This window comes from Phaeobacter italicus, assembly GCF_019801785.1.
In the GTDB taxonomy this organism is placed as follows: Bacteria; Pseudomonadota; Alphaproteobacteria; order Rhodobacterales; family Rhodobacteraceae; genus Phaeobacter; species Phaeobacter italicus.
In genome coordinates, this window is record NZ_JAHVIJ010000005.1 from 187924 (window position 1) to 214166 (window position 26243).

The 26243-nt window shown below is 58.7% G+C and carries 25 protein-coding genes; 17 read left to right on the forward strand and 8 right to left on the reverse strand.

Going from position 1 to position 26243, the window contains the following annotated elements; all coding sequences use genetic code 11:
* Nucleotides 1–43 precede the first annotated feature (43 nt).
* The 7 genes from KUV39_RS13560 to KUV39_RS13590 all read left to right on the forward strand — a co-directional run bounded on the left by KUV39_RS13560 (nt 44) and on the right by KUV39_RS13590 (nt 9341).
* Nucleotides 44–1660 (forward strand): GMC family oxidoreductase, encoded by a 1617-nt coding sequence (locus KUV39_RS13560; RefSeq protein WP_222460016.1) that lies wholly within the window; start codon nt 44–46, stop codon nt 1658–1660.
* 26 nt (nt 1661–1686) lie between these two features.
* A complete protein-coding gene (locus tag KUV39_RS13565; RefSeq protein WP_222460017.1) occupies nt 1687–3306 on the forward strand; it encodes a long-chain-fatty-acid--CoA ligase in 1620 nt (539 codons plus the stop codon).
* 162 nt (nt 3307–3468) lie between these two features.
* Nucleotides 3469–4305, forward strand: a complete 837-nt coding sequence (locus KUV39_RS13570) for a flagellar motor protein MotB (RefSeq protein ID WP_008562411.1) — start codon at nt 3469–3471, stop codon at nt 4303–4305.
* Between the two features lie 103 nt (nt 4306–4408).
* Nucleotides 4409–5734, forward strand: a complete 1326-nt coding sequence (locus tag KUV39_RS13575; protein WP_008559791.1) for a flagellar hook protein FlgE — start codon at nt 4409–4411, stop codon at nt 5732–5734.
* A gap of 47 nt (nt 5735–5781) precedes the next feature.
* On the forward strand, nt 5782–7230 hold the full coding sequence (gene flgK / locus KUV39_RS13580; RefSeq protein ID WP_008559635.1) for a flagellar hook-associated protein FlgK: 1449 nt from the start codon (nt 5782–5784) through the stop codon (nt 7228–7230).
* A 3-nt stretch (nt 7231–7233) separates the two neighbouring features.
* Entirely contained in the window at nt 7234–8241 is a 1008-nt protein-coding gene (locus KUV39_RS13585) for a flagellin (protein ID WP_008561169.1), read from the forward strand.
* Nucleotides 8238–9341: a flagellar basal body P-ring protein FlgI gene (locus KUV39_RS13590; RefSeq protein WP_008562581.1), complete on the forward strand. Its 1104-nt coding sequence runs from the start codon at nt 8238–8240 to the stop codon at nt 9339–9341. The genes KUV39_RS13585 and KUV39_RS13590 overlap by 4 nt, the downstream gene beginning before the upstream one ends.
* 462 nt (nt 9342–9803) lie before the next feature.
* Here KUV39_RS13590 and fliP read toward each other — a convergent pair whose 3' ends face one another.
* Genes fliP through fliF form a run of 4 tightly spaced genes read right to left on the reverse strand, consistent with a single transcriptional unit; the run spans nt 9804 to nt 13105 of the window.
* Nucleotides 9804–10547, reverse strand: coding sequence for a flagellar type III secretion system pore protein FliP (gene fliP, locus KUV39_RS13595; RefSeq protein ID WP_222460018.1), 744 nt, complete (start codon nt 10545–10547; stop codon nt 9804–9806).
* Nucleotides 10544–10840, reverse strand: coding sequence for a FliM/FliN family flagellar motor switch protein (locus KUV39_RS13600; protein ID WP_008559596.1), 297 nt, complete (start codon nt 10838–10840; stop codon nt 10544–10546). The genes fliP and KUV39_RS13600 overlap by 4 nt, the downstream gene beginning before the upstream one ends.
* On the reverse strand, nt 10833–11429 hold the full coding sequence (locus KUV39_RS13605) for a FliH/SctL family protein (protein ID WP_222460019.1): 597 nt from the start codon (nt 11427–11429) through the stop codon (nt 10833–10835). Before KUV39_RS13605 ends, KUV39_RS13600 begins: the two co-directional genes overlap by 8 nt.
* Nucleotides 11429–13105 (reverse strand): flagellar basal-body MS-ring/collar protein FliF, encoded by a 1677-nt coding sequence (gene fliF / locus KUV39_RS13610; protein ID WP_222460020.1) that lies wholly within the window; start codon nt 13103–13105, stop codon nt 11429–11431. The genes KUV39_RS13605 and fliF overlap by 1 nt, the downstream gene beginning before the upstream one ends.
* 118 nt (nt 13106–13223) lie before the next feature.
* On the opposite strand from fliF, the gene KUV39_RS13615 reads away from it, so the two are divergent.
* From KUV39_RS13615 to KUV39_RS13660, 10 genes are all read left to right on the forward strand, one after another.
* Nucleotides 13224–13748, forward strand: coding sequence for a flagellar basal body-associated FliL family protein (locus tag KUV39_RS13615; RefSeq protein ID WP_037302615.1), 525 nt, complete (start codon nt 13224–13226; stop codon nt 13746–13748).
* Between the two features lie 9 nt (nt 13749–13757).
* Nucleotides 13758–14243, forward strand: a complete 486-nt coding sequence (locus KUV39_RS13620; RefSeq protein WP_037302614.1) for a hypothetical protein — start codon at nt 13758–13760, stop codon at nt 14241–14243.
* Nucleotides 14243–14887, forward strand: a complete 645-nt coding sequence (locus KUV39_RS13625) for a MotE family protein (RefSeq protein WP_008561978.1) — start codon at nt 14243–14245, stop codon at nt 14885–14887. Before KUV39_RS13620 ends, KUV39_RS13625 begins: the two co-directional genes overlap by 1 nt.
* Before the next feature lie 76 nt (nt 14888–14963).
* The gene (motA, locus tag KUV39_RS13630) at nt 14964–15833 is read left to right on the forward strand and encodes a flagellar motor stator protein MotA (RefSeq protein ID WP_008559370.1); all 870 of its coding nucleotides are present in this window, start codon (nt 14964–14966) and stop codon (nt 15831–15833) included.
* A complete protein-coding gene (locus tag KUV39_RS13635; protein ID WP_222460021.1) occupies nt 15833–18382 on the forward strand; it encodes a tetratricopeptide repeat protein in 2550 nt (849 codons plus the stop codon). Before motA ends, KUV39_RS13635 begins: the two co-directional genes overlap by 1 nt.
* Nucleotides 18383–18594: 212 nt before the next feature.
* Nucleotides 18595–19320, forward strand: a complete 726-nt coding sequence (locus KUV39_RS13640) for a transglycosylase SLT domain-containing protein (protein ID WP_046211535.1) — start codon at nt 18595–18597, stop codon at nt 19318–19320.
* Between the two features lie 12 nt (nt 19321–19332).
* Nucleotides 19333–21426 (forward strand): flagellar biosynthesis protein FlhA, encoded by a 2094-nt coding sequence (flhA, locus tag KUV39_RS13645; protein WP_008562885.1) that lies wholly within the window; start codon nt 19333–19335, stop codon nt 21424–21426.
* Nucleotides 21423–22202 (forward strand): flagellar biosynthetic protein FliR, encoded by a 780-nt coding sequence (locus KUV39_RS13650; protein WP_008562734.1) that lies wholly within the window; start codon nt 21423–21425, stop codon nt 22200–22202. Before flhA ends, KUV39_RS13650 begins: the two co-directional genes overlap by 4 nt.
* Entirely contained in the window at nt 22199–23281 is a 1083-nt protein-coding gene (gene flhB / locus KUV39_RS13655) for a flagellar type III secretion system protein FlhB (protein ID WP_209035075.1), read from the forward strand. The genes KUV39_RS13650 and flhB overlap by 4 nt, the downstream gene beginning before the upstream one ends.
* Nucleotides 23281–23682: a hypothetical protein gene (locus KUV39_RS13660; protein ID WP_008561138.1), complete on the forward strand. Its 402-nt coding sequence runs from the start codon at nt 23281–23283 to the stop codon at nt 23680–23682. The genes flhB and KUV39_RS13660 overlap by 1 nt, the downstream gene beginning before the upstream one ends.
* A gap of 117 nt (nt 23683–23799) precedes the next feature.
* Here KUV39_RS13660 and KUV39_RS13665 read toward each other — a convergent pair whose 3' ends face one another.
* The 4 genes from KUV39_RS13665 to flgG are packed head-to-tail and all read right to left on the reverse strand — an operon-like array spanning nt 23800 to nt 26233.
* Nucleotides 23800–24282 (reverse strand): flagellar basal body-associated FliL family protein, encoded by a 483-nt coding sequence (locus KUV39_RS13665; RefSeq protein WP_046211419.1) that lies wholly within the window; start codon nt 24280–24282, stop codon nt 23800–23802.
* A 9-nt stretch (nt 24283–24291) separates the two neighbouring features.
* Nucleotides 24292–25032 (reverse strand): flagellar basal body L-ring protein FlgH, encoded by a 741-nt coding sequence (flgH, locus tag KUV39_RS13670; protein ID WP_008560106.1) that lies wholly within the window; start codon nt 25030–25032, stop codon nt 24292–24294.
* Nucleotides 25032–25448 carry a flagellar basal body P-ring formation chaperone FlgA gene (flgA, locus tag KUV39_RS13675; protein WP_008562483.1) on the reverse strand — a complete coding sequence of 139 codons (417 nt, stop codon included), beginning with the start codon at nt 25446–25448 and terminating at the stop codon, nt 25032–25034. Before flgA ends, flgH begins: the two co-directional genes overlap by 1 nt.
* Nucleotides 25448–26233 (reverse strand): flagellar basal-body rod protein FlgG, encoded by a 786-nt coding sequence (gene flgG, locus KUV39_RS13680; RefSeq protein ID WP_008563117.1) that lies wholly within the window; start codon nt 26231–26233, stop codon nt 25448–25450. The genes flgA and flgG overlap by 1 nt, the downstream gene beginning before the upstream one ends.
* Nucleotides 26234–26243: the final 10 nt, after the last annotated feature.

The window sequence follows — 26243 nt, forward strand, 5'->3', positions numbered from 1 at the left end:
GCGGGGGAGCGCTGCAAGATGTTGGTTGTGCGGGAGGATCGTTATGCAGGCGGATTATGTCATCGTGGGGGGCGGTTCGGCAGGGGCAACGCTTGCATCGCGGTTGAGCGAAGATCCGAACACAACTGTCTGCCTGCTGGAGGCTGGTGGGCGCGGAGACAGCATTCTTGTTCGGGCTCCAGCCGCCGTGGTGGCGATGTTGCCGGGCCGACCAAAAATCAACAACTGGGCCTATGAAACAGTGCCGCAGCCCGGTTTGAACGGGCGCAGGGGTTACCAGCCTCGGGGCAAGGGGCTGGGCGGCTCCAGTGCGATCAACGCAATGCTTTATATTCGTGGCCACGCCGGTGACTATGATGAATGGGCCAGCCTTGGCTGCGAGGGCTGGGACTGGCAATCGGTGTTGCCCTACTTTCGCAAGGCTGAAAACAACGAACGCGGCGCTGATGACGTCCACGGTGCAAGCGGCCCACTGCAGGTGAGCAACCAGAAATCACCGCGCCCCATAACGGATGCCTTTGTCGCGGCGGGTCAATCGCTGCAGATCCGGCAGGTGGATGATTTCAACTCTGGCGACAATGAAGGTATCGGCCTTTATCAGGTCACCCAGTTTCATGACGAGGCCAGGAACGGTGAACGCTGCTCGGCGGCGGCGGCCTATCTGCATCCCGTTATGGACAGGCCCAATTTGACGGTTCTCACCGGGGCGCACGCCAGCCGCATCCTGTTTGAGGGCAAGCGCGCTGTTGGGGTCCAGTATCTGCAGCATCAACAAAGCCATGAGGTCAAAGCCGCGCGTGAGGTGATCCTTTGTGGCGGGGCGTTCAATTCTCCACAGCTCTTGCAGCTGTCCGGCGTTGGCCGCGAAGAGGACATCCGCCCCCACGGCATCGAGATGCGGCACCACCTGCCAGGTGTGGGGCAGAACCTGCAGGATCATCTGGACTTCACCCTGGCTTACAGATCCAGGGATCGCGACAATTTTGGCATCTCATTGCCGGGCAGCGTCTCTCTGCTGGGTCATATCCTGAACTGGCGCAAGACCGGCACGGGGATGATTGCCACTCCGTTTGCCGAGGGGGCGGCGTTCTTCAAGACCGATCCGGCTGAGAACCGCGCCGATGTGCAGCTGCATTTCGTGATTTCCATCGTGGATGACCATGCCCGCAAGCTGCATCTGGGACATGGTTTCAGCTGTCATGTTTGCGTCCTGCGTCCAAAATCGCGGGGATCGGTCACGCTGGAGAGCACCGACCCGATGGCCGCACCCCGCATTGATCCTGGTTTTCTGTCAGATCCTGAGGATTTGGATGTCTTGATGAAGGGCGTGCGCAAGACCCGCCAGATCATGGCGGCAGAGCCTTTGGCGCGCTACATTCACAAAGAGCTGTTTATCGAAGGCGAGCCAGATGACGCCGCGCTGGAACAGCACATTCGAAATCGGGCTGATACGATCTATCACCCGGTTGGCACCTGCAAGATGGGCATGGATGACATGGCTGTGGTGGATCCTCAGCTACGGGTGCACGGGTTGGACGGTCTGCGGGTGGTCGATGCCTCGGTCATGCCACGCCTGGTTGGTGGGAATACCAATGCGCCAACCATCATGATCGCGGAAAAAGCAGCGGATATGATCCGCGAAGCTGCAGCACATATTTGAATTTCTGACTTGGAGTACATGACGATATGCTTGGCAAGATGATGCACAAACAGCTCAACATCGGGTCGCTGATCGAACATGCGGGCCGCTTTCACGGTGCAACTACGGTGACATCTGTCGAAACGTCCGGCGAAACAGTGCATGTGACTTGGGGTGATATCGATCAGAACGCACGCAAACTGGCGGCTGCGTTGGGGCGTCTCGGCCTGGAACAGGGCGCACGCTGTGGAACCATTGCCTGGAACAACCGGCGGCACCTTGAAATCTATTTTGCCGTCTCTGGTGCCGGGTATGTCTGCCACACGATTAACCCGCGCCTGAAACCCGAACAGCTGATCTACATCATCAATCATGCCGAGGATCAGGTGCTTTTCATCGACACCACCTTTGTTCCTGCGGTGGCCCAGCTTCGCGCTCATATTTCGGGTGTCCGCCATATTGTCGTGATGGGCCCCCGTGACCAAGCCATTGCAGAACAGATTGATGGCGTCCTGTTCTATGATGAGTTGATCGCCGCCGAAGATGGGCGCTTTGACTGGCCGGAATTGGATGAAAACACGGCGTCCAGTCTCTGTTATACCTCCGGTACGACGGGCAACCCCAAGGGCGTTGAATACACCCATCGTACCAGCGTGCTGCACTCCTTGGGGGGGAATCAGCCGGATGGCATGGGGCTTCGGGCGCGTGATACCGTGTTGGCGGTTGTTCCCATGTTTCATGTCAACGCTTGGGGCACACCCTATATTGCGGCCTCGGTTGGGGCCAAACTGGTTTTGCCGGGACCGCATCTTGATGGTGTCAGCCTTGCCAAACTGATCGACGCTGAGAAGGTGACAGTGGCGCTGGGCGTTCCGACAATTTGGATGGGATTGCTGCAGGGTTTGGCCGAAACGGGCTCTACCGCGGACAGTCTGGAGCGCACCATCGTCGGAGGATCTGCTCTGCCGACCGTTATGATCCCGACCTTCCGCGACAAATATGGTGTGGATCTGGTCCATGCGTGGGGCATGACTGAAACCAGTCCTCTGGGAACATTGAACCAGCTTTTGCAGAAACACGATGCGCTGGACACAGAGGCGCAGGCAAAGTTGCGAGAGGGGCAGGGCAGACCGCCCTATGGTGTCGATTTGCGGATCGTGGACGATGAGGGCACGGTCTTGCCGCGCGATGGTCAGGCGCAGGGCAATCTTCAGATCCAGGGCCACTGGATCATCGATCAGTATTTCCGCGCTGATGGATCCGCTCTTACCGATGATGGTTGGTTTGATACCGGCGATGTCGCAACACTGGATCAGGATGGCTACATGATTATCCGGGATCGCTCAAAAGACATCATCAAATCCGGAGGTGAGTGGATTTCGACGGTTGAGCTGGAAGATATCGCCATGTCCCATCCCAAAGTCGCCCAGGCCGCAGCCATCGCAGCCCGACACCCCAAGTGGGATGAACGGCCGGTTATCATTGCCATCAAATCCGATCCTGACCTGAACGCCGACGAACTGCTGTCGCACTATGATGGCAAAGTGGCCAGCTGGCAGGTGCCCGACCGGGTGGTGTTCGTCGACAGCTTGCCGCTTGGGGGCACGGGTAAGGTTTTGAAAAACAAATTGCGCGACACCTACGGCGACATTCTGCTGGAGAACTGAGACAGCAAGCCTGCGGACGCTGGACCCTGTAGGCAGGTTTCCGCGTCCGGGGCTGGCAAGGTGCAGAGGTTGGGCGTCTATAACTGCCGGCAAATTTATCTGTTAAGCCTCACTTAAGACACCACCTGATATCCCGGTAGTGGGTGAAAATAGGTGGTGGATATGAGCGCACAGAGCAATGTGGCGCCCATTATCATCAAGAAGAAGAAATCAGGTGGTGGCGATGGTCACCACGGTGGCGCATGGAAGGTCGCATATGCGGACTTCGTGACGGCAATGATGGCATTCTTCATGTTGATGTGGCTGCTCAACGCAACGACAGAAAAACAACGCAAGGGTTTGGCGGATTACTTTTCGCCGTCCATTCCGCTCAGCCGGGTGTCTGGTGGCGGCAATGGCGCGTTCAATGGTGACAGCATGTTCACCGAACAGATCAAACCGCAGAACGGGACGGGTGCATCTGACACCAACCCGATGGATGCGCAGCAGGCCCAGGGTGATACCGGGGTTCAGGATGATCAGGAACGCGAACAGACGGATGAGACTTTCCGCGCCTTGGCCGAAGAACTGAACGGTCGTGGTGGTGAAAGCATGGTCTCGCTTGAGATGGCGCAGCATATCATCACGCGCGTCACGGATGAGGGACTGGTGATCGAACTCTTCGACACAGAGACCTCTCCGCTGTTCAAGGAAGGCACGCCTGAGCCGACGCTTCTGTTCCGCGACATCATCGAGATGGTCGCGCGTGTGACAGGTGTGGTTGAAAACAACATTGCGGTTGGTGGGCATACCCGTTCGCACCCTGTTGTGATCGCCAATAATCCAGTGTGGGAGCTGTCGCATGCACGTGCGGACATGACGCGGGTTATGCTCGAATCAGGTGGGACCAAATCCAAGCGAATCCACCGCGTCACGGGGCATGCAGACCGCAAGTTGACCGATGCAAACCCGATGGCGGCGCGCAATAATCGGATCGAAATCGTCCTCCTGCGGAAGTAATTCCACGGATTTGCCCTTTCGGGCGGCCAACAGACCAGACAATTTTATCTGTTAGCCGCCCGTTAATGGGCGATCGGCTAGCTGTTGCATCAAGAAAGATTCGATGCAGCAGAAAGGCGTATCCATGACGATTTCTTCCTCGCTCAATGCCGGCGTGTCCGGACTGACCGCGAATGCCAGCCGACTGGCCTCTATTTCCGATAACATCGCCAATTCCTCGACCGCTGGTTACAAGCGGGTGCAAACCGATTTCCATTCGATGGTCATGGGGTCTTCTGGTGGCACCTATTCCGCCGGCGGTGTGCGCACCACGAATGTGCGTCTGATCGACGAACGTGGCCCGTTGGTATCGACCAACAACGCGACCGACCTGGCGGTACGTGGCCGGGGTATGCTGCCAGTAACCTCGATGACAGAGGTTGAGGTCGGTGCATCCAATCCGCAAATGATGTTGACCACTACCGCGTCTTTCCGGACCAATGCCGATGGTCTGCTGGCAACCGAGTCCGGTCTGGTTCTGATGGGCTGGCCCGCGCAGTCTGACGGCACCATCCCGCCCTATGCGCGTGATACCTCGGACGGGCTGGAGCCGGTCCGCTTCAACGTGAACAAACTGTCGGGTGAACCAACCACAGAAATGTCGCTGGGTGTGAACCTGCCCGCAACTGCGACCGAGTCGGGCGCCGCGGGCACCAGCGAAAACCTGTCGATTGAATACTACGACAACCTCGGCAAATCCGAGTCCCTGCAGATTGAGTTCGTCCCAACCGTCCCGGCAACCGGTGAGTCCAACGAATGGACCATGATCATCACCGACACCGCGACAGGTGCAACACCGATTGGTGAATACACACTGACCTTTGATGACAACCGAACCTCTGGTGGTGCGCTGAACGCCGTGACCCTGGGCTCTGCCGGCGGTGCCTATGATCCTGCAACCGGTTCGATCATCGTGAACGTTGCCGGTGGCCCGATGGAGATCAACATCGGCATGATCGGTGATGACAATGGCCTGACGCAACTGTCTGATACATTTGCCCCGGCATCGATCTCCAAGGATGGTGCCCCGGTTGGTAACTTTACCGGCGTTGAAATCGACGAGGCGGGTTTTGTGCGTGCCAACTATGACACCGGTGTCAGCCGCGTGGTCTATCAGGTGCCGCTTGTCGACCTGCCCAACCCCAATGGCATGATCGCGATGGATCGCCAGACCTATATGCCCTCAAGCGAGAGTGGCTCCTACTTCCTGTGGAATGCTGGGGAAGGTCCGACAGGCGATATTCTGGGCTATGCGCGTGAGGAATCCGCCACCGATGTGGCCGGTGAACTGACCAACATGATCCAGACACAGCGCGCCTATTCGTCAAACGCGAAAGTCATCCAGACCGTGGATGAGATGTTGCAGGAAACCACCAACATCAAGCGCTGATAACGCGCCTTTCTCTTTGACACTGCACCTTTGAAAGCAGGCTGATCATGACCATTACAAGTGCTCTCAATTCCGCAATGTCCGGGCTGACGGCGGCTGGCCGTCAGACTTCGGTTGTCTCGGAAAACCTGGCGAATGTCCTGACACCGGGGTATTCGCGCCGCTCTGTTGCTCTCACCAGTGCGGGGGACGGTTTCGCCGGAGTTCGCGTAAACGGGGTGCAGCGGTTCAACGACCCGGGCCTGCAGGCCAGCGTCCGCACCGCAAACACCGAACTTGGCGTGTCCAAGGTGCAGTCGGATTTCTATGGCCGCATGGTCGAACTGGTCGGCAAGGCGGATGATCCCTATTCGGTCACCCAGCGTCTTACCGATTTCGACTCGGCCCTGATCGAGGCGATTTCTCGCCCCGATTCCGGTCCTCGCCTGAATGACCTGTCCATCCAGGCAGAGGAACTGGCTCGGTCCATTTCTGACGCCGCCGAGGGGCTGCGGAATGAACGTACGGCCGCAGATCGCGCGATTGATGTGCAGGTTGAAACGGTCAACCAGTCGTTGGAAAAAATCCAGAAGCTGAATGCCAAGATTGCCATCAGCCAGGCGGCTGGTGCTGATACGGTGTCTCTGCTGGACCAGCGGGATCTGCTGATCGATCAGGTAAATGAAATCATCCCCGTCAAGGTTGTGAACCGCGATCGTGGTCAGGTCGCGCTGTTTTCGGACGGGGGGGCTGTCTTGCTTGATGGTCAGCCAGCAGAGCTAACCTTTGATGGCAAGGCCGACACCCTCCCCTACATGACGCTGGGCAATGGCCTGCTGTCTGGCCTGCAGATCAATGGCATTGATGTTGATACCGGTCCGGGTGGTCCGTTGCGCGGTGGCAGTCTTGCGGCCAACTTCGAAGTACGCGACGTGCTGACCGTTGAGGCACAGGAAGATCTGGATGCGGTGGCGCGGGATCTGATTGAACGGTTCCAGGACCCGGCACTTGATACGACACTGGGTGCATTGGATCCGGGGCTGTTTACCGATCAGGGGGCCTTTTTCGATCCGGCCAATACTGTCGGCATCGCCAACCGGATCGAGCTGAATGACAAGGTTGCCATGCAGGGGCAGGCGGAAACCTGGCGCTTGCGTGATGGCCTGAATGCCGCCGGTCCGGGCAATGCTGGCGATGCATCACTGCTGCGGGCATATACTGACGCGCTGGATACCAAGCGTCTGGTGTCGTCTGTAGGCCTGGGAACGGCCAATCTGGATGCCAGCACGCTGAGCGCGAACCTGTTGTCGCGTTTTGCGCAAAGCGAATACAGCGCCCAACAGAATGTTGCCTTTGCACAGGCAACCCACACGGAAATGCAACAGCGCCAGCTGGCTCAGGGTGTCGACAGCGACGCCGAGCTGCAGAACCTGATTGTTATTGAAAAAGTTTACCAAGCGAACGCCAGAATGATCTCTGTCGTAGATGAGCTGATGGAAACGCTTCTGAGGATCTGACGAATGATTTTGACTTCCTATGGCGACATGGCCCACCACCTGTTCCTGCGCAATCGCTCCGTCGATCTGAAAAACAATATTTCGACACTGACGCAGGAACTGAGCACCGGAAAGACCTCTCAGTTGACCCAGAAACTGGGCGGTGATCTGACCTATCTGTCTGATGTAGAGCGCAGCCTGAGTCGCTTGAAATCCTTTCAGGTGGCCAACACAGAAGCCTCGCTTTTTGCCTCTTCCGCGCAGGAAAACATCACGCTGCTGCATGACAATGCAGCCAAGCTGACATCGGATATCTTTGCGGTCACGACCTCGCCCAATGATGACACTTCTCGCCAGATTTCCAATCAGGCGCGCGGTTATCTGACCGAGGCAATTCGCGGGCTGAACGGGGAAATTGCCGGGCGCAGCCTGTTTGGCGGCAAGGACACAGAAACCAAACCTCTGGAGAGCTTTGACACGCTCATGACGAACCTCGTGACCGAGGTTGCAGGTCTGACCACAGCGACAGATATCGTTCAGGCTGTTGAGGATTGGTTCAACGATCCGGCTGGTTTTGATGCGGTGATGTACAACGGCTCTCCTGACCGGATGGATCCGGTGAAAGTTGGCCCGAACGAGGAGGTGACTGTCTCGCTCTTGGCGACTGATCCTGCATTCAAGCAGACCCTGATGAGCCTGTCGATTTCCTCGCTGGTGAATGAGCCTGCGCTGACGCTCGACACGAACCTGAAGTTCGAGTTGCTGCGCTCAACGGGGATCGAGCTGCGTGAAAGCACGGACCAACTGGTGCAGATGCAATCGGACCTCGGTTTTATCGAGGGGCGTATCGAACAAACCTCGGCACGCAATGCGGCTGCGGAAACCAGCCTCAGCCTTGTCTTCAATGAACTGGTTCAGGCGGATCCCTACGAAACCGCGACCCGTCTGGAAGAGGCCCAGTTCCAACTGGAGAGCCTGTTCACCGTGACGGCGCGCACATCGCAGCTGTCCCTGATGAGGTTCCTGACATGATGCGGATTGTTCGTTTTCTTCTGGCTTTGGTTCTGCTGCCTGCGATGGCACAGGCCAATGCCATCCGTCTGAAGGATCTGGTGGAATTCGACGGGGTCCGCGGCAATGATCTTGTCGGCTACGGCCTGGTTGTTGGCCTGAACGGGACGGGTGACGGCCTGCGGAACTCTCCCTTCACCGAAGAGATCATGTCGAACATTCTGGAACGGCTGGGGGTCAATGTGACCGGCGAACAGTTCCGTCCCAAGAATGTGGCGGCTGTGTTCGTGACGGCAACCCTGCCGCCCTTTGCGCGGGTTGGCGGAACGGTGGATGTAACCGTCTCCGCCATTGGCGATTCCAAGAGCTTGCTGGGTGGCACGCTGATCATGACACCGCTGAATGCGGCGGATGGTCAGATTTACGCTGTTGCGCAGGGCACGATTCTGGCTGGTGGCGCCGTGGCCGAGGGCGAAGGCGCCTCTGTCACCCAAGGCGTCCCCACAGCTGGCGTGATCCCGTCGGGTGCGCGGGTTGAGCGTGAGATCGATTTCGATCTTGCGTCGCTGACTTCCATGCGTCTTGCTCTGCGAGAGCCCGATTTCACCACGGCAGGCCGGATCGAACGGGCGATCAATGCTGAATTTGGCCGCAGCGTCGCCCTGATGCGGGATTCCGGAACGGTAGAGGTTGACGTCCAGCGGACCAACGCCCGCTCTACGGCGCATGCGGTTGGCCGGATTGAGAACATCCTGGTCGAACCTCAGCGCAAGGCACGTGTTGTTGTTGATCAGCGGTCCGGCACAATTGTGATGGGCAGCGATGTGCGCATTTCGCGTGTTGCTGTTGCGCAGGGTAACCTGACACTGCGGATCGAGGAAACGCCGCTTGTGGTTCAGCCAAACCCGTTCTCTGATGGTGAAACGGTTGTGGTTCCTCGCACCGGTGCAGCCATCGACGAGGAAGAGGGGATCCAGCTTGCTGAGGTGCCTGAGACCACCACATTGTCCGAAGTGGTTGCGGGTCTGAATGCCCTGGGCGTTTCCCCCCGCGATATGATCGACATCCTCAAGAGCTTGAAGGCCGCTGGCGCGCTTCATGCAGAGTTCGTGGTGCGCTGACCGTAAACAGCCGACCAAGTTTTGCAGACAGCGCCCTCCGACACCTTTTGGGTTCGGGGGGTGTTTCTTTGTGGCGTCTACGTGCGGAACTAGCAGGGTGTTGTACCCGCTGGTCTGCCGAGTGAATGGAAGGCCCTGCAGGGATGTACCCATTGGCCATTTGTCCGGGCCGGAACTTGGCTGCCTAAGGCCGGGCGCTGGCGTGGAACAGCGGCTACAGTTTCGAAAATCGACCGCACGAACGACGAAACGAGCGTCTGCTATGACCGCAACATGGCGTTCGCGCCCAGCACCATTGGCAGGAAAGCGGGATCAAAGGGCTGTATCAGACAATTGGGAACGGACCGGGGATCTTTGTGATCTGCGCGGGCCTGTCCCAATTCGTTGAGCTGGTGACCGGGCGTAAAAAAGCCCGGATGCATCTCTGCAATCCGGGCTAATGAAAGGCGCGCCGCGGAAACCCTAAGGATAGTAGCTGCGTACCAGCGCGCTTGCGATCAGGCTCCAACCGTCTGCCACAACAAAGAAGGCCAGTTTGAACGGCAGCGAGACAACTGCCGGGGGAACCATCATCATCCCCATCGACATCAGAACCGCAGCTACCACCAGGTCGATGACAAGAAACGGCAAGAACACCAGAAACCCAACCTGAAAGGCGCGGGCGATTTCCGACAAAAGGAAGCTGGATACCAAGGTGGAAAGCGGGGCATCTGGGGTTGGATCAATACCAGCCGTGCCCGGGCGGAGGTCCGCAATGGCATAAAAGGTATCGGGATCCAGACGGGCGGCCATGAATTCACGGAACGGCACAAGCGCGCGCTCCATGCCTGTTTCGACGTCGATCTGTTCTTCGATGAGAGGGTTAATGCCCGTTTGCCATGCTTCGTCAAAAACCGGCTCCATGACGAAGTAGGTCAGAAACAGCGCCAGGCTGATCATCATCATGTTGGGCGGCGCCTGCTGCAGACCAATGGCCTGCCGCAGGATGGACAGCACCGTCACCAGGAAGGGAAAACAGGTCACCATGATCAACAGCCCCGGCGCGAGGCTGAGGACCGTGATCAGAAGGATTAGCTGAATCGAGCGCGCCGAAAGCGATTGCCCATCACCCAAAGACAGGCTCAGATCCTGGGCCGCCGCGAAACCGGGCAGACCCAAGACCAGCGCTAGTGCCAGCGCAGCAACAGCAAGAGGAGTGCGTGTCATCCCAGCCCGCTTTGCAGATCGGCAATTTCCGTCAGTCGAACAGCCAGCTGTCCGGCCTGTTCACCTTCCATCTCTTCCAACTGGCCGCGCGCCACCAGACGATCCCCAACGTAGAGATCGACCGGGTCTTCGACCCGTTTGTCGAGGGTCAGAATGGCATTTTCACCGAGATTCACGAGATCACGGATCAGGGGGCGTGCCTTGCCAACAGACACCACGACTTCGACAGGGACAGAGACAAACGGATTTGCTGCGTCGGGGGATTTCGTCTTCATCTCGGCGGAGTTATCCATAGTTACTGTCCTCGGTCATTTGATGAGAAAAGGCTTCGATCGAATCCTTGATTGCGTCGATCAGGGCGGCACTGTTGAGCTCCCGCTCCACTCCACCCACCTTCAGATAGGCTTGCCCCGCGCTCAGCCCGACGTCTTCGCGCACGGCAACTGGCACAGAAAAGCTGCGCGTCAGCAGCGCGCGAACCGCGGCACCTTCACCTGGGGAAACAACGATGTTGATTGGCTGATCTGCCTGTGATTTTGCCATATCGGTCAGCTGATCGACGATGTGATGGCCAAAGCTAGCAGCCATCGCATCCGGCAGAACCGCGCTGGTCAACACCTTGAACATGGGATCCAGAGTTTCGAGAAGCTGACTCTGGGCCTCGTGGAAGGTGAAGGAAAGATCTTCGAGCGAGCTGGCCAGTTCAGACGAAATCTTTGTGACTTCGTTGTCCTTGGCCGTCACGGCATCATCCCAACCCGCGCTATAGCCGGTTTCATAGGATGCCAGTTTCTGCTCTTCGATTTCGGCTTCGTTGATTTCGGGCATCGCGACGACAGGCGTTTGCGGTGCGAAATCTTCAAGAAGATGGGCAATCGTCATCAGGCTCTCTCCTCATTTTCTTCCAACCAGCCACGCAGGATCTGCACGGTTTCTTCCTGGCGTTCGCCAATCATGGAGCGCAGGCGATCAACCGGGTTTTCCTGGCCACCACCCAAGGCCGGCAGGTCGCCCATACCGCCCAGGTCGTCCAGGCCAGAGCCCATGCCCATGCCGCCCATCGGTTCAAAACCGCCATCGCCGTTCTGGATTTCACCATCCAGCGCAAGGTTCGCACCAAGATTGGGGTTGGCCATAAAGTCGCCGCCGCCAAGGGCTGGGAGTTCGGGCAGGCCGCCCATGTCGTCACCATCCGGCGCACCAAGTGCAGGAACACTGGCCTGGTTCGACAGAATCGGGCGGATCACAAATAGCCCAAGGATCAGGGTCACCAAAGCAAGTGCAGCCATCTGGATCAGAGACATCGCGTCCAGATAGATGTTGTCGAAGATAGAGGAGGACACCACCGTACCCTGCGGTTCGATCGTCGGCATCTCCATGGATTTCAGCGTGATAACGTCACCTCGGTCGGCGCTGAACCCGACAGCAGCTGAAATAAGCTCACGCAGGGCGCCCAGCTCTTCTTCCGAACGCGGCTCCATCACGGTTTCACCAGCAGCATTGGTGGTCGCAACACCGTTGAGGAGTACAGCAACAGTCAACCGCTTGATCGCACCTGGGCCACGGATGATTTCCTTTTCGGTTTCGGAAATCTCGTAGTTGACCCGCTCACGTGTTGCACTGGTGCTGGCTTTGGAACCGTCGCCAGAGGCAGCATCCCCATCAGGGATATTGGAGGCCACGGTTACTTCGCCGGACTGATTCTGCGAGGAATCGGCGCGCTCTTCCACGTCTGTGCTGATGGCCACGCGGCTTTCCGGATCAACGCGTTTTTCGCGGATGGATTCGGTATCGGTCACGGTTTCGACGCTGACTTCGACAACGGCATTGCCGTGGCCAACGCGGGCTTCGACCAGGCGCATGACGCGTTCACGAATCGCCTGCGACCGATCGTCGGTACCTGCTCCCGCGGCCGCGGCGGCCTCGGGCGAGCCGATCAGCGCGCCGTTTGCATCAATCACCGCGACATTGTCGACGGACAGGCCGGTCACAGCTGACGACACCAGGAACCGAATCGCATTGGCCTGCTGCGGTGTGATGGGAGAGCCCATCGGCACAACCGACACAGAGGCAGTCGGCTCAGCCGTGCGTTGGAAGGGATTCGATCCGGTATTGGCGATATGAACACGCGCCTGCGTGACATGGGGGCTGGCAACAATCGTGCGGGCCAGTTCGCCTTCTTTTGCACGCCAGTAAGCGGCATCGAACATTTGCGAGGTGGTTCCAAATCCGCTGAGCGAATCAAGCAGCTCATAGCCGCGGCCACCATTTGCGGGCAGGCCTTCGCTTGCCAGCGTCATCCGAAGTTCGTCTCGCTCCGTGGCAGGAACATAAATTGATCCGCCGCGGACTTCATATTGTGTACCGCGCTGATCCAGCGCTCGCACCACATCCCCGGCCGAGCCGCTTTCCAGCCCGGCGTACAATAGTTGCATCGTGGGTGTATTCGCCACACGGGACATCGCCAGGACGCTGAGAATCACGATAACCGTGGCTCCCACGGCAATCAGCCGCTTCCGCGTATCCAAACCTGCCCAGACATTCTTGATCTGCTGCACATTAACCTCCGTAGCACCGGCATTCTGTCCGATGTGCAACCCTTTTGCCGGATTGCCCTTAACATTCGGTTAGTGTCCGCAAGCTAAGAAGGTGCTGCACGACGTATTAGGGATAGTCATGACAGACGCTGTAGTAGACACGGAACAGGACGCCCCGGCCAAGAAGAGCAAGATGCCCCTCATCATTGGGGTTGTTCTTGCGATTGCTGGTGCCGGTGGGGGATTCTTCGCTGTCCAGTCAGGCCTTCTTCCCTTTGGTCAGAGCGCGGCCCCAGAAGGGGTGAAAGCGACCGAAGTGGCGCCAGAAGGCGTGGACAATGGTGAGTCGGCGGAAGATATCGCCAATCTCGCCTTTATCGAAATGGAACCGATCATCATCTCCTTGCGCAAAGCAAGCGGGTTGCAACACCTTCGATTCCGTTCCCAGCTGGAGGTAGATCTTGCCCATCAGGCAGAGGTCGAAAAAATCCTCCCGCGGATTGTCGATGTTCTCAACAGTTATCTCAGGGCTCTGGAGCTTGAGGATCTGACCGATCCGATGGCCCTGCCAAAATTGCGCGCACAGATGCTGCGGCGGATCAACATTGCAGCCGGTCAGGGCCGGGTGCGTGATCTGCTGATTATGGACTTCGTATTGAACTAGGAGAACGGGATGGAACTGATTGCGGATATCCTGCTGGCTGCCGGTGCCATGGGGGCGGGTTTCTACTGCCTCGTGCTGTCGCGCCGCCTGAAGAAATTCAATGACCTGGAAAAAGGCGTCGGTGGCGCCGTTGCCGTGCTGTCGGCACAGGTTGATGATCTGAACAAATCGCTGCTGGCCGCGCGCCATGTCTCCGATGGCTCCAGCAAGGCGCTGGATCAGCTGACGGAGCGTGCCGAATCGGTGGCACAGCGGTTGGAACTGATGATGGCCTCGATGCACGATCTGCCAGATGTGCCGATGCCCGAGACCCAGGCAGAAGAAAAGCCAGCCCCGACCCCGGCACCGGCAGCGCCTGTTGCGGAAGAATCGGACGCGTTGGCTGCGGCCTATGAGGCCGAAAAAGAACCGGCACCTGCAGCAGAAGCAGAGCCCGCAAAACCCGCAGGCTTGATGTTTGTACGTCACAACCGTGCACAGGGTCGGGTAGCATAATGTCGAAAGCCAAAGTCAAACAGCCCAAGGCCAAACCGGCCAAGAAGCAGCGCAACCGCCGCGCCCGCGGCAGTGCGCTGATGATGCTGGCTCTTTTGCTGATCGGGTCGGCCGCTGTGCGGCTGGGCCTGGAGGCAGGCCCCGCGATCGCGCGCGAGGTTGCCAATCTGCAGCAGGAAGACGTCGCAGACGGCGAAGCCAAGGGCGGGCTGAAAGGCCAATCCATGCCATCTTCTGCGGAACTGCAAAGCATGCTCGCGGCCTTCAAGGAGCGTGAAGCCGCCCTCAGCGCCCGCGAAGCGGAGATCGAAGACCGCATGAAGGCGCTTGAGATTGCCGATGAGGCGATTGAACAGAAACTGGTCGCGCTGGAACAAGCCGAGGAAGAGCTGAAATCCACGCTTGCCCTGGCTGATGGCGCAACCGAAGGGGATCTGACGCGGCTGACAGCAGTCTACGAGCAGATGAAACCCAAGGAATCAGCTGCCCTGTTTGAGGAAATGGATCCGGCCTTTGCGGCGGGTTTCCTCGCGCGGATGCGCCCGGAGGCAGCAGCAGGCATCATGGCGGGTCTCAGCCCGCAAGCTGCCTATACCATCAGCGTGGTCCTGGCGGGTCGTAATGGGTCTGTTCCAAAGGAGTGAGCCGCGGCCACTCCTCAGGCTTTTTTAACGTGAATCGCCTAAACTTGTACAAACAAACGAAATTCGGAGTGGACCTATGCTTGGTATAGTAGGCATCGTGGTTATCTTTGTCATGGTGTTCGGCGGCTACCTCCTTGCTGGTGGTAAGTTTGCGATCATCATCAAAGCTCTGCCATTCGAATTCATGATGATTGGTGGTGCAGGCATCGGTGCCTTTCTCATCAGCAATGACATGGGTGGCGTGAAGCACACGCTGAAAGATCTGGGCAAGGTATTCAAAGGCCCCAAATGGAAGCCGGATGACTACCGCGATCTGCTCTGCCTGCTGTTTTCGCTGATCCGAATTGCCCGCGCCAACCCGGTTGAGGTGGAGCAGCATATTGAAGATCCGGAAAACTCTTCTGTTTTCAACCGCTACCCCAAGATTCTGGCGGACAAGGAAGCTGTGAACCTGATCTGCGATACCATGCGCTCTGCGTCGATGAACTATGACGACCCCCACCAGGTGGAGGAAGTGTTGGAAAAACGGATCGAGGCAAACCTGCATCATGCCATGCATTCCAGCCATGCGCTTCAGTCGCTGGCGGATGGTCTGCCCGCTCTCGGCATTGTTGCGGCGGTTCTTGGTATCATTAAGACGATGGGCTCGATCGACCAGCCGCCAGAGGTTCTGGGTAAACTGATTGGTGGCGCGCTTGTCGGGACGTTCCTTGGGGTTTTCCTGGCCTATGGCATCGTTGGCCCCTTCGCAGGCAAAGTGAAGTCTGTGACCGAAGAGGACGGCCATTTCTACTCCCTCATCCGTGAGGTTCTGGTGGCCAATCTGCACAACCATGCAGCCGCTATTTGTATCGAAGTGGGCCGTCAGAATACGCCCTCGCATATCCGTCCCGGCTTTTCCGAGCTTGAGGACGCCCTGAAATCGGTGAAACAGGACGCAGCATAATGTGGCGAGCCATCGCACCTGCCTTTATTGCGGCACTCGCATCGACCGCTGGCGCACAAACTGTCGTGACCCGTTCGGGCGAGCACGACAGCTTTTCCCGCCTGGTCATGCGGTTGCCTGACGGCGTGGCCTGGTCCCTGAACCAGTCCGGCCAATCCGCCAGCCTGTCGGTTGATGCGCCAGCGATCGTTTTTGACACCTCAAGCGTGTTCAATCTGATCCCCCGCACCCGGCTGCAGGCGGTCACCCAGGCAGGTCCGGGGCAACCGCTGCAGCTGCAGCTGGGCTGCGAATGTGAAATCAGCACGTTTATCGAAGATGACGGATTTCTCGTGGTCGATATCCGCGATGGAGAAGGAGGCGCGCCGCGTCAGTTGACCGGGGCCGCCTTGCCAACGTCGTTGCCGCTCATTCCCGGTGGGCTGGGTGCGGCATCCGGTTCTGGCTATCGGTTCAACCTTGCAGCCCGTGCCGCCGCTGATGCCCGCACGGCGCTGGATCTCGCTGGTGTGATTTCCGGCCGAACCCCGACACAGACTATTCAGATTGCCGCCTCTTCGCTCGAAACCCCGGCCGTGACACAGCCCGATCCGGCAGAGCAGGCAGCACTCAGCCGGGAAATTCGCCTTCCTGTCAGCGGGTCGACATCGACCGGGCTCAACCTGTCCTCCGTGACGCTGGCGGATCCCAAGCCAGAGCGCAGTGCGCAGCAAGTCGCTGCCGCCACTGAGGTGACACCAGCCCGTGAACCACAAAAGCTGGAGGAGGAACCGGTCGCGGTTGAGGTGAACAGTGATCTGCTGCTGGATCTGGCTGAAAACGAACGGGCGGCCACGGTCAATGCGTCTGAACAACGTCTGTTGCAGCAAATTGGCCGCGCAACCAACCAGGGCCTGCTGGATCTGGTTGGCATGAACGCGCGGGATGGTGGACGTATCATTGACCCGCTTGGCCTGGCTGATCGTCCGCTTGATCCGCTGGATCAGGTCGCTGTGACGTCCTCTGTCGATCGCGAAAGCGGCCTTTCTGCCCGCCGTGCGCCGACCAGCAGCGAGGCCTCTCACTGCATGCCTGGCTATCAGGTTGCAGTGCACAACTGGGGGTCCGACGCTTCGTTTAACGAGCAGATCCCGCCGCTGCGCGCCGCGCTGGTGCGTGAATTTGATGACGTTGATCCGGTCGCGGTTTTGCGACTGGCACGGGCCTATGTCTATTTCGGTTTCGGAGCTGAGGCGCAGGCGATCTTGAACATGATGCCCTCGGGCGCTGTGGAACATGACGACGCGATGGCGCTGGCCGCAATGGCGGCGATCCTTGACGGCAAGGAGATGGATGTCAATCACGCCTTTGCCGGCCAACAGGTCTGCAACAGTGACGTGGCATTCTGGGCCGCACTTGCCGACGGCACCATCAAGAAAAGCGCCAACACCGACGCGATTCAGCAGGCTTTTGCCAAGATGCCTCCGCACCTGCGGATCCAGGTGGGTCCGCGATTGAGCAAACTTTTCGCCCAGGCCGGTGACCCGCATCTCGCGGGTGCTGCGCTGCGGTCGCTTGACCGGATGGGGGTTGAGGACATTCCTGACATCAACCTCGCAGAGGCAGAGCTGGCAAAGCTGGAAGGCGACATTGAAACCGTTGCAGAAGAGTTGACCGAAGAGGTTGCGGAACGCACGGAAAATGCACCACGCGCTTTGATCGAACTGATTGAACTCAGCTATGATGAGCGTAAGGCGCTGTCGCCGGATGTGCCGGATTTGGCGGCATCCTACGAAGTCGAAAGCCGGGATTCGGAGCTCGGTGCTGATCTGCGCGAGGCAATCGTGACCGCGTTGGCGTTGACGGGTCAGTATCATGACAGTTTTGCGCAGTTGGACAAGGTTGATCGCCACGACGGTGATGCCGCCCGCGCGACCGCGATGATACCGCTTATGACGCTGCTGACAGAGCGGGCGGATGACGTGACATTCCTTCAGTATGCCCTGGTTTTTGCCGCCAACAGCAAGGCTGCAGACGTCGAGCCGGTTGCCGATCTGGTGGCTGCGCGATTGCTTGATCTTGGGTTTGCCCAGCAGGCCCAGGCCTTGCTGAAAAAGCTGGCGATGGAACCGGGCAACACCAAGCGCCGCTTGATGCTGGCAAAGGCTGCATTGGTTCAGGAAAAACCCCATGCCGCCCTGGTGGAACTGATGGGTTTGTCTGGGTCTGATGCCGACAAACTGCGGGCAGAAGCGCTGTGGCAGAACGGGGAATATGCGCGGGCCGGTGAGTATCTGCTGGAAGTCGAAGACAAGGACGCCGCCGCCCGCGGGTTCTGGCATTCGCAGGATGGCGAAACGCTGTCTGAAATCGATCCGGACGCCGCCCAGCAATTTGGCGGGGTTGCCGAAGTTACAACGCAGATCAAGGAAACCGCAAAAGAGCCGACAGGCTTGCCGCCCCTAGCCCACGCCCGCGCCCTGGTGGAGAGCAGCGAAGGAACCCGAGGTGGCATCGCCGATCTTTTGGAACGGGTGACCCGGCAAAACGAGGTCGGCAACGGATCCTGATAATCCGGAGCCACTAGAAGATCTTGCAAAGACAAAGGCCGCCTCTTGGGCGGTCTTTGCGTGTTCAGTGCTAACGCTTTGTCAACGGTCTCGGCCTAATTTCAGGATTAGGGTGAATCCTCATTTGGACAGGCAGAATGCCGAAAATGACTCGTTTTTTCAGACGGCAGCGGTCAACGACCGTTGCGGGATATCAGCAACCTGCCTTCAGGTTGTACGTCGCGGCTGGTTTGGCCGCTTTTGGGCTGTTTGCGGGGATCGTGCCTGCACCGGCCTTTGCGGCCTCGCCGCAGGTTTCTGCACTTTGTGATCTTGCTGCGCGTCGGGCCGCCCGTGATCAGGGTGTGCCGTTGGATGTTTTGCGTGCAATCACCCGCACCGAAACAGGGCGGGGTGGCAAGCAGGGACTGCAGCCCTGGCCCTGGACCGTCAACATGGAAGGGGCGGGCAAGTGGTTCCAGACCGAAGACGAAGCCCGCGCCTATGTGTTTTCCCATTTCAAACGCGGCGCGCGTAGCTTTGATGTCGGGTGTTTCCAGATCAATTTCAAATGGCACGGGCAGGCATTCGACTCCATCGACCAGATGTTCGATCCGGTTGCCAATGCCCAATACGCGGCGCGGTTTTTGCGCGACCTGCACAATGAATTCGGCGATTGGTCAAAGGCGGCAGGCGCCTATCACTCGCGCACACCCACCTATGCCAACCGCTATACCGCGCGTTTTGACCGGGTTCGTGCACAGCTGAAGCCGGTCGAAACTGTTGCGGCCCTCCCGGTGGAGCGGACCCGTCAGCGGGCCACGTTCACAGCGCCGCAACCGCTGGTCAATCTTCACAATCCTTCGCCACTGATCGCGCAGGGCACGGCCCGCATGGGCTCTCTCGTGCCGTTGAACGGTGGCGGATCTTCGGCGCAAGCCTTGATCGTTCTGAAATAAGGGCAGACTTTCGTGCAAAACTTCGACATCCAAAAAGTGTTCAGCCCGACCGTGCTTCTTGCGCTGGCGCTGATGGCGATCATCGTGATGATGATCTTGCCAATGCCTGCCTGGGTGCTGGATATCGGGCTCGCCGCGTCCTTTGGTCTGGCGATTCTGATTTTCACCATCACTCTTTTCATTGAGCGGCCGCTTGATTTCTCGTCCTTCCCGACGATCCTTCTGGCCTCTCTCATGCTGCGTTTGTCGCTGAACGTTTCGTCGACCAAGCTCATCATCGGCCAAGGTCACACAGGCACTGATGCAGCTGGCGGTGTGATCGAGGGCTTTGCCCAGTTCGTGATGGGGGGCAGCGTCTTCCTTGGTCTTGTCGTCTTTGGCGTGCTGCTGATCGTGAACTTCATGGTGATCACCAAAGGCGCCGCCCGTATGGCCGAGGTGGGTGCGCGGTTTGCCCTTGACGGGATGCCAGGCAAGCAGCTGGCGATCGACAGTGATATGTCCGCAGGCGCGATCGACCATGCGACTGCCCGGGAACGTCGTGAAGCGGAATCGCGTGAAACCACGTTCTTTGGCTCCCTTGATGGTGCCTCCAAGTTTGTGAAGGGCGACGCGATTGCGGGCCTGTTGATCACCCTTTTGAACCTGATCATGGGTTTGGTGATGGGGATCCTGGTTCACGGCATGCCCGTGGGGGCTGCTTTTGAAACCTACGCGATCCTGACGGTCGGCGATGGCCTCGTGTCGCAGATCCCTTCTGTTATCATCTCGATCGCTGCGGCGCTGCTGCTGGCGCGTGGTGGTGCGACCGGTGCGACCGACATGGCGCTGGCGGATCAGTTGGGCAAACACCCTGCCGCGCTGGCAACTGTGGCTGTCCTGATGGTGTTGTTTGCACTGGTTCCGGGCCTGCCGTTCATTCCGTTTATCGTTGGTGGCGGCGTTCTGGGATACACGGCCTATCGGATGAGCAAGAAAATCACCGATGAGGCCGAGGCCGAGATGGAAGAGCAGATCGAAGAGGTCATGCAGCCAAAGGAAAGCCGGGCGCTTGGGGATATTCTGGATCTTGATGATCTGCATCTGGAATTCGCGCCGGATTTGGTGAGCATGGTGTTGGATGCAGGCACCGGTCTGGATGCCCGTATCGCAAACATGCGAACCCATGTGGCGACGACCTTTGGGCTCATTCTGCCGGAAATTCGCCTGACCGATGAACCAGAGCTGATGCAGGGCACCTATGTGATCAAGGTGCAGGGGGTTGAGCAGGTGCGCGGCAATCTGCGTCCGGATATGGTTCTGGCGCTGATGCCCGACAATCAGGATGCGCTGCCGCCGGGCACAGATGTGACAGAACCCGTCTATGGCGCGCCCGCGCGCTGGATTTCGGCCAAGTCGCAAGAGCAGGCTGCGCTGTCTGGTGCAACCATCGTGACCGCGCCGGAAATTCTGGCAACCCACCTTTTGGAAGTGATCAAGCAGAACTTCCCCCGCTTGCTGACGCTGAAAGCACTGCGTCGCCTGCTTAACGAGATGACAGAGCTATCGGATGAGTTCCGCGCCGAAGCAAACCGCAAGCTTTTGGATGAACTGGTGCCTGACAAGGTGCCGATGGACACGCTTCATGCGGTGCTGCGCCTGCTGTTGGAAGAGCGTGTTTCCATCCGCAACATGCCACTGATCCTGGAAACCATCGCTGAAGCGCGCCAGCATATTTCGCAGCCCGAGATGATCTGTGAACACGTGCGTCAACGTCTCGGCTTCCAGCTCGTCGGAGAGATGAAACGCGAGGACGGCACAATTCCGTTGATCCAGTTGGCACCGGAGTGGGAGGAGACATTCTCCACCTATCAGATTGATGCACACGGCGGGGCCGTCGACATTGCGCTGCCACCGGACAAGTTCAACCAGCTGGCAGAGGGGTTGACCGATCGGTTGAACACCACGACAGAGCAGGGCGTTTTTGCAGCAGTCGTGACCTCGACCCGCCGCCGCCGATATTTGCGAACGATCCTGAAATCACGCGGGATCATGAACCCGGTGCTGAGTTTCGAGGAAATCGGCTTGGAAGCACGGCCCGCATTGGTCGGGATGGTCCCCGCATGAATATCGGCTTTCTGCCTCCAGAGCTGGTGGCCCTTCTGGGCGCCGGCTTTTGGCATGGGGCAATCGTGTTTCTGAGAGTATCGGCCATGGTCGCCATGTTGCCGGCCTTTGGCGAACAATATGTTCCAGTGCGTGTGAAACTGGCGATTGCGCTTGCGTTTACATTTGTTGTGGCGCCGGCGCTGCCGTTGTTTCCTGCCCCTGACACACCGCTGCAATACGCGGGCTATGCGGCGAGTGAAGCCATCATTGGCCTGGCGTTGGGAGTTGGCATCCGTCTCTTTATTCACGCCATTCAGACAGCGGGCACCATTGCGGCGCAGTCGACGTCGCTTGCACAGGTTCTGGGCGGCATCGGTGCTGAGGCAATGCCCGCAATCGGGGCGGTTTTGCTGATTTCTGCCCTGGCCCTTGCGGTGATGCTGGGCATCCACGTACGGGCGGCAGAGTTCATGATCTATTCGTACATGATGTTCCCAATGGGAGAGTTCCCGGCGGCTATGGGCCTGTCCGACTGGGGCGTCCACCGGATTTCACGAGCATTTTCGCTCGGGTTCTCGCTGGCAGCGCCGTTCCTGATCGGGGCGTTGATCTACAACCTCACCCTGGGTGTCATCAACCGTGCCATGCCGCAGCTGATGGTTGCCTTTGTCGGTGCCCCGGTCGTGACCTTTGGTGGGCTTGCCATCCTGATGGTCGCCAGCCCCATGCTGCTTGAGATCTGGAGCACGGCGCTTATGAGTTTCTTCGCAAATCCGGGTGAGGGCATGCGATGAGCCAAGACGACGATTCAGACAAGTCATACGAACCGACGCCAGAGAAAATCCGCAAGGCGCGGGAAAAGGGCGACGTGCCCAAGTCCACGGATCTGTCCGTGGCTGCGGCGTATCTGGGTCTGATCATCGTCGTCTACACCGCAGGCGAGGACATGGTCCGGGACATGGGCAGCCTCATGATGTCGTTTCTGGATCAGCCCGACCGCCATGCGGAGCTGTTTTTTTCCGATAACGGCACACCGCCGGTTGGCGGCCTTCTGAAATCGGTTGCCTCTGCTATGGCGCCGATGTTCATCATCCCGGCTGCGGCGGTGATCCTGTCCCTGGTCGGCCAACGCGCGCTGGTTTTTGCCCCATCGAAGCTGGAGCCAAAACTCTCGCGGATTTCGATCATGTCGAATGCCAAGAACAAGTTCGGCATGACCGGCCTGTTTGAGTTTGCAAAAAGCACGGTCAAGTTGATCCTGTTTTCGGTCTGCATGGGGATCTATCTCAACTACCGTTTGCCCGACATGATTGCCTCTGCAGCCACGGGCGCTTTTGTCGTGGTGACGATGCTGGGGCAGCTTGCGATTGAGTTCATGGTTCTGGCGCTGATTATTGCGCTGGCCGTGGGCGTCGTGGACGCGGCCTTTCAGCAGGCGGATTTCACCCGCAAGAACATGATGTCCCGCAAAGAAATCATGGACGAGATGAAAAACTCGGAAGGCGATCCGCACATGAAGGGCGCGCGCAGGCAAAAGGCCCAGCAAATCGCCATGAGCGCGGGCGTTCAAGATGTCGCAACGGCGGACGTGGTGATCGTGAACCCGACTCACTATGCGGTGGCGCTGAAATGGGATCGGCAGCCAGGGCAGGCTCCGGTCTGTGTTTCCAAGGGTGTTGATGAGGTGGCCGCGATTATTCGCGAGGTCGCGAATGAAAATGGCGTTCCGATTCACAGTGACCCACCAACTGCCCGTGCGCTTCATGCGGCGGTCGAAATTGGTGACGAAATCCACGAAGAACATTACGCGCCGGTCGCCGCTGCGATCCGCTTTGCGGAGAAAATGCGTCAACGGGCGAAGGGGATGGTGTGATGAAACAGAAAATGCTCGACCAGATGGCCAGCGTGACCGAAGCGATGTACCTGCGCGAACATGCCAAGGTGAAACCGGTGCTTGATGCCGAGGCACGTTTGCGCGGTCAGCTGGCAAAACTGGACCGACAGTATCAGGAAACCCGCGAACTGGCCCATAGCGATCACGCGATGAAAGCGCTCGGCGCGGATCTTCTTTGGCAGAGCTGGCATAGCCGCAGCAAGAGGCAGCTGAATATGGAGCTCGCCCAGATCACTGCGCAAAAACTGCGTGCGATGGATGGACTGCGCAAGGCCTTTGGTCGCAAACATGCGGTCGAGACGATGGCCAAGGAAGAACGCCAGCGCCGCAAGGTCGAGCTGGCCGAGAAACAGCGCAATCGTCTGATGAACCAGGAGTGAGCCAGGCCGTAAACTTTCAGGGTTGATCCTGCTTGAAAACGGTCACCGAAAAACGAAACCCCCGGCGCCAATTTGGTGCCGGGGGTTTCTTTGTGGTGATCTATCAGGTGGGATTGATCAGACGTCTTGGCGTGACATCTCGACAATCAGGACGTCATGAATGTCTTTACCCAACTCTTTTTGCGCCGCTTCACGCAGCGCGGTGCGCAGTGGTGTCAGCATGTCAGAGCGGGTGAAGGCGCCGTTGAATCCCCCCATGTTGGCGTGATCGAACAGAACCTGCAGGAACATGTCGCGCAGTTTGGGTTCATAGGCGTGGATCTTTTCGGTGAGGCCGATGTTTGCCTCAAGGCTCAGGGAAATCACCACCAGCGACGACAGTTTCTCCCGCTCAACAACGGGGACGACGAACTGGCTCGTCATTTTGACGAACTCGCGGGTCGGTTCTTTTTCCTCTTCGGGCTCTTTCTGAGCCTCTTCCACAGGTTCTGCGCCTTCCTGCGCGTGTTCTTCGGGGGCGGGGGCCATGACGATCCCCGCGCCGATTCCACCAGCAGTTCCAACCAAAAGAAGGATGACGGGCAGGAGTTTAGACAGCATGGACAGTCCTCAGAATGGCAGGATCACGTCCAGCACCTGCTGGCCGTAACGGGGTTGTTGGACATCGGTGATCTGACCACGGCCGCCATAGGACACGCGGGCAGAGGCGATCTTGTCATAGGTGATTTCATTCTGGCGGCTGATGTCATCGGGTCGGACATAGCCAGTGACCAGCAGTTCACGCAGTTCGAAGTTTACGCGCAGCTCCTGGGTGCCGCTGATTGCCAGAACGCCGTTCGGGAGAACATCGACAACTGTGGCCGCGACCCGCAGTTCAAGCCGTTCGCTACGTTTGACCGACCCCTTGCCACCGGACTGGCTGGTGCTGCTCAGATCGACGGCATCGGCTGCAGTCGCGCCTTCAGGCAGGTGACGATCCAGCCGCTGAGGCAGGCCAAGCAGCTGCGGCATGGCCAGGCTTTCGGAGCCAGAACGCGAGCGTTTGGTGTCGTTGGAGATTTCGGCCTCTTCGTCGATCTCGATCACGACAGTGAGAATGTCGCCGCGTTTGGTGGCGCGACGATCGCCCAGCAGGGACTGGCGCGAGCCGCTCCAGAGCGATGCCTGATCAACGGGGCGCTGGGTCTGCGTATCGGTTGGCAGGCCCTGGAACAACATGGCGACATGTTCCGGGGTTTCATTCGCCGGGCTGAAGCTGGGCGGTTTGCCAACGTGATCCATCCGTCCGCAGGCGCTGAGCATGACCACACCCATGAGGGCGGTCTTGGCTGAAAAGAGTTTCTTGTTCATTAGTTTACCTCAACTGTTCCGTCGGACGCGATGCGGCCGGTGACGGTTGTGCGTGACGAAAGATTCATGACGCGAATGGCCTCTCCATCGGCGCCACGGCCGAGCGAGCGGCCCTCTGCCATGATGGTCAGCCCACCGCGCGTAAAGCGAATGGTGACAAGGTCGTTGCGTTCAACAATGGCAGGCGGGCCGACGTCGCCTGCACGCACGGGGCGCCCGGCGTAAAGGGCAACGCGCGCCTCTTTGCCAATCACCTCGGACGGGTCGGAGAGCGCGCCGAGCACGTCGGCGGATTTCAGGGCCAGATCCTCGGCCGTGACGATTTCCTTGGCGCGGATGGTGCGCACCGGGACCAGGATCTCTGCCCAAGCGGGTTGGGCACAGACAAGCATCAAGATGGCGAGGATCCGTTTCATTACCGCACCTGTGTGGTTGCGCCCATCATCTGGTCGACTGCCGAGATGACCTTGGCGTTCATTTCATAACCGCGCTGTGCTTCGATCAGTTCGGTCACTTCGCGGACTGCGTCGACAGAGCTCGCCTCCAGGTATCCCTGACGCAGGGTGCCCAGACCGTTTTCGCCAGGGGAGGCAACGGTTGCTGCACCAGAGGCTTCGGTCTCAACAAAGAGGTTGCTGCCCAGAGCCTCGAGCCCCTTGGGGTTGGAAAAACCGGCAAGCGTGAGCTGACCCATCAGCTGGCCTTCGGCGGTTTCATCGAAATAGGCGTAGACTTCACCATCGGCGTTGATTGACACATTGCGTGCATCCGCGGGGATGGTGATGTCAGGGGAAACAGTGAAACCGTCGGAGGTGACGATCAGCCCCTCGGCCGAGCGTTTGAGTGAACCATCGCGGGTATAGGCCGACTGACCAGAGGGCAGCGTGACTTCAAGGTAGCCTTTGCCATCGATGGCCACGTCCAGATCGTTACCGGTCTGAGTGAGCGCGCCTTGGGCGAGGTGGATGGAAATGGCAGAGGCCCGAACACCCAGACCAACCTGAACCCCTGTCGGCAGAACAGTGCCGTCCGAGGCATTCACGGTGCCTGCACGTGTCACCTGCTGATAGTGCAGATCAGCGAATTCAGCACGCCGGGCGTTATAGCCTGTGGTGTTCATATTCGCGAGGTTGTTGGAAATGGTCTCAACGCGCAGCTGTTGCGCGGTCATACCTGTTGCAGCAATCTTGAGGGCGCGCATTGGCTTACTC

Coding starts and splice junctions, on each gene's coding strand:
- KUV39_RS13560 (WP_222460016.1), top strand. CDS start 44: ATGCAGGCGGATTATGTCATCGTGGGGGGCGGTTCGGCAGGGGCAACG.
- KUV39_RS13565 (WP_222460017.1), top strand. CDS start 1,687: ATGCTTGGCAAGATGATGCACAAACAGCTCAACATCGGGTCGCTGATC.
- KUV39_RS13570 (WP_008562411.1), top strand. CDS start 3,469: ATGAGCGCACAGAGCAATGTGGCGCCCATTATCATCAAGAAGAAGAAA.
- KUV39_RS13575 (WP_008559791.1), top strand. CDS start 4,409: ATGCAGCAGAAAGGCGTATCCATGACGATTTCTTCCTCGCTCAATGCC.
- flgK (WP_008559635.1), top strand. CDS start 5,782: ATGACCATTACAAGTGCTCTCAATTCCGCAATGTCCGGGCTGACGGCG.
- KUV39_RS13585 (WP_008561169.1), top strand. CDS start 7,234: ATGATTTTGACTTCCTATGGCGACATGGCCCACCACCTGTTCCTGCGC.
- KUV39_RS13590 (WP_008562581.1), top strand. CDS start 8,238: ATGATGCGGATTGTTCGTTTTCTTCTGGCTTTGGTTCTGCTGCCTGCG.
- fliP (WP_222460018.1), bottom strand. CDS start 10,547: ATGACACGCACTCCTCTTGCTGTTGCTGCGCTGGCACTAGCGCTGGTC.
- KUV39_RS13600 (WP_008559596.1), bottom strand. CDS start 10,840: ATGGATAACTCCGCCGAGATGAAGACGAAATCCCCCGACGCAGCAAAT.
- KUV39_RS13605 (WP_222460019.1), bottom strand. CDS start 11,429: ATGACGATTGCCCATCTTCTTGAAGATTTCGCACCGCAAACGCCTGTC.
- KUV39_RS13615 (WP_037302615.1), top strand. CDS start 13,224: ATGACAGACGCTGTAGTAGACACGGAACAGGACGCCCCGGCCAAGAAG.
- KUV39_RS13620 (WP_037302614.1), top strand. CDS start 13,758: ATGGAACTGATTGCGGATATCCTGCTGGCTGCCGGTGCCATGGGGGCG.
- KUV39_RS13625 (WP_008561978.1), top strand. CDS start 14,243: ATGTCGAAAGCCAAAGTCAAACAGCCCAAGGCCAAACCGGCCAAGAAG.
- motA (WP_008559370.1), top strand. CDS start 14,964: ATGCTTGGTATAGTAGGCATCGTGGTTATCTTTGTCATGGTGTTCGGC.
- KUV39_RS13635 (WP_222460021.1), top strand. CDS start 15,833: ATGTGGCGAGCCATCGCACCTGCCTTTATTGCGGCACTCGCATCGACC.
- KUV39_RS13650 (WP_008562734.1), top strand. CDS start 21,423: ATGAATATCGGCTTTCTGCCTCCAGAGCTGGTGGCCCTTCTGGGCGCC.
- flhB (WP_209035075.1), top strand. CDS start 22,199: ATGAGCCAAGACGACGATTCAGACAAGTCATACGAACCGACGCCAGAG.
- KUV39_RS13660 (WP_008561138.1), top strand. CDS start 23,281: ATGAAACAGAAAATGCTCGACCAGATGGCCAGCGTGACCGAAGCGATG.
- KUV39_RS13665 (WP_046211419.1), bottom strand. CDS start 24,282: ATGCTGTCTAAACTCCTGCCCGTCATCCTTCTTTTGGTTGGAACTGCT.
- flgH (WP_008560106.1), bottom strand. CDS start 25,032: ATGAACAAGAAACTCTTTTCAGCCAAGACCGCCCTCATGGGTGTGGTC.
- flgA (WP_008562483.1), bottom strand. CDS start 25,448: ATGAAACGGATCCTCGCCATCTTGATGCTTGTCTGTGCCCAACCCGCT.
- flgG (WP_008563117.1), bottom strand. CDS start 26,233: ATGCGCGCCCTCAAGATTGCTGCAACAGGTATGACCGCGCAACAGCTG.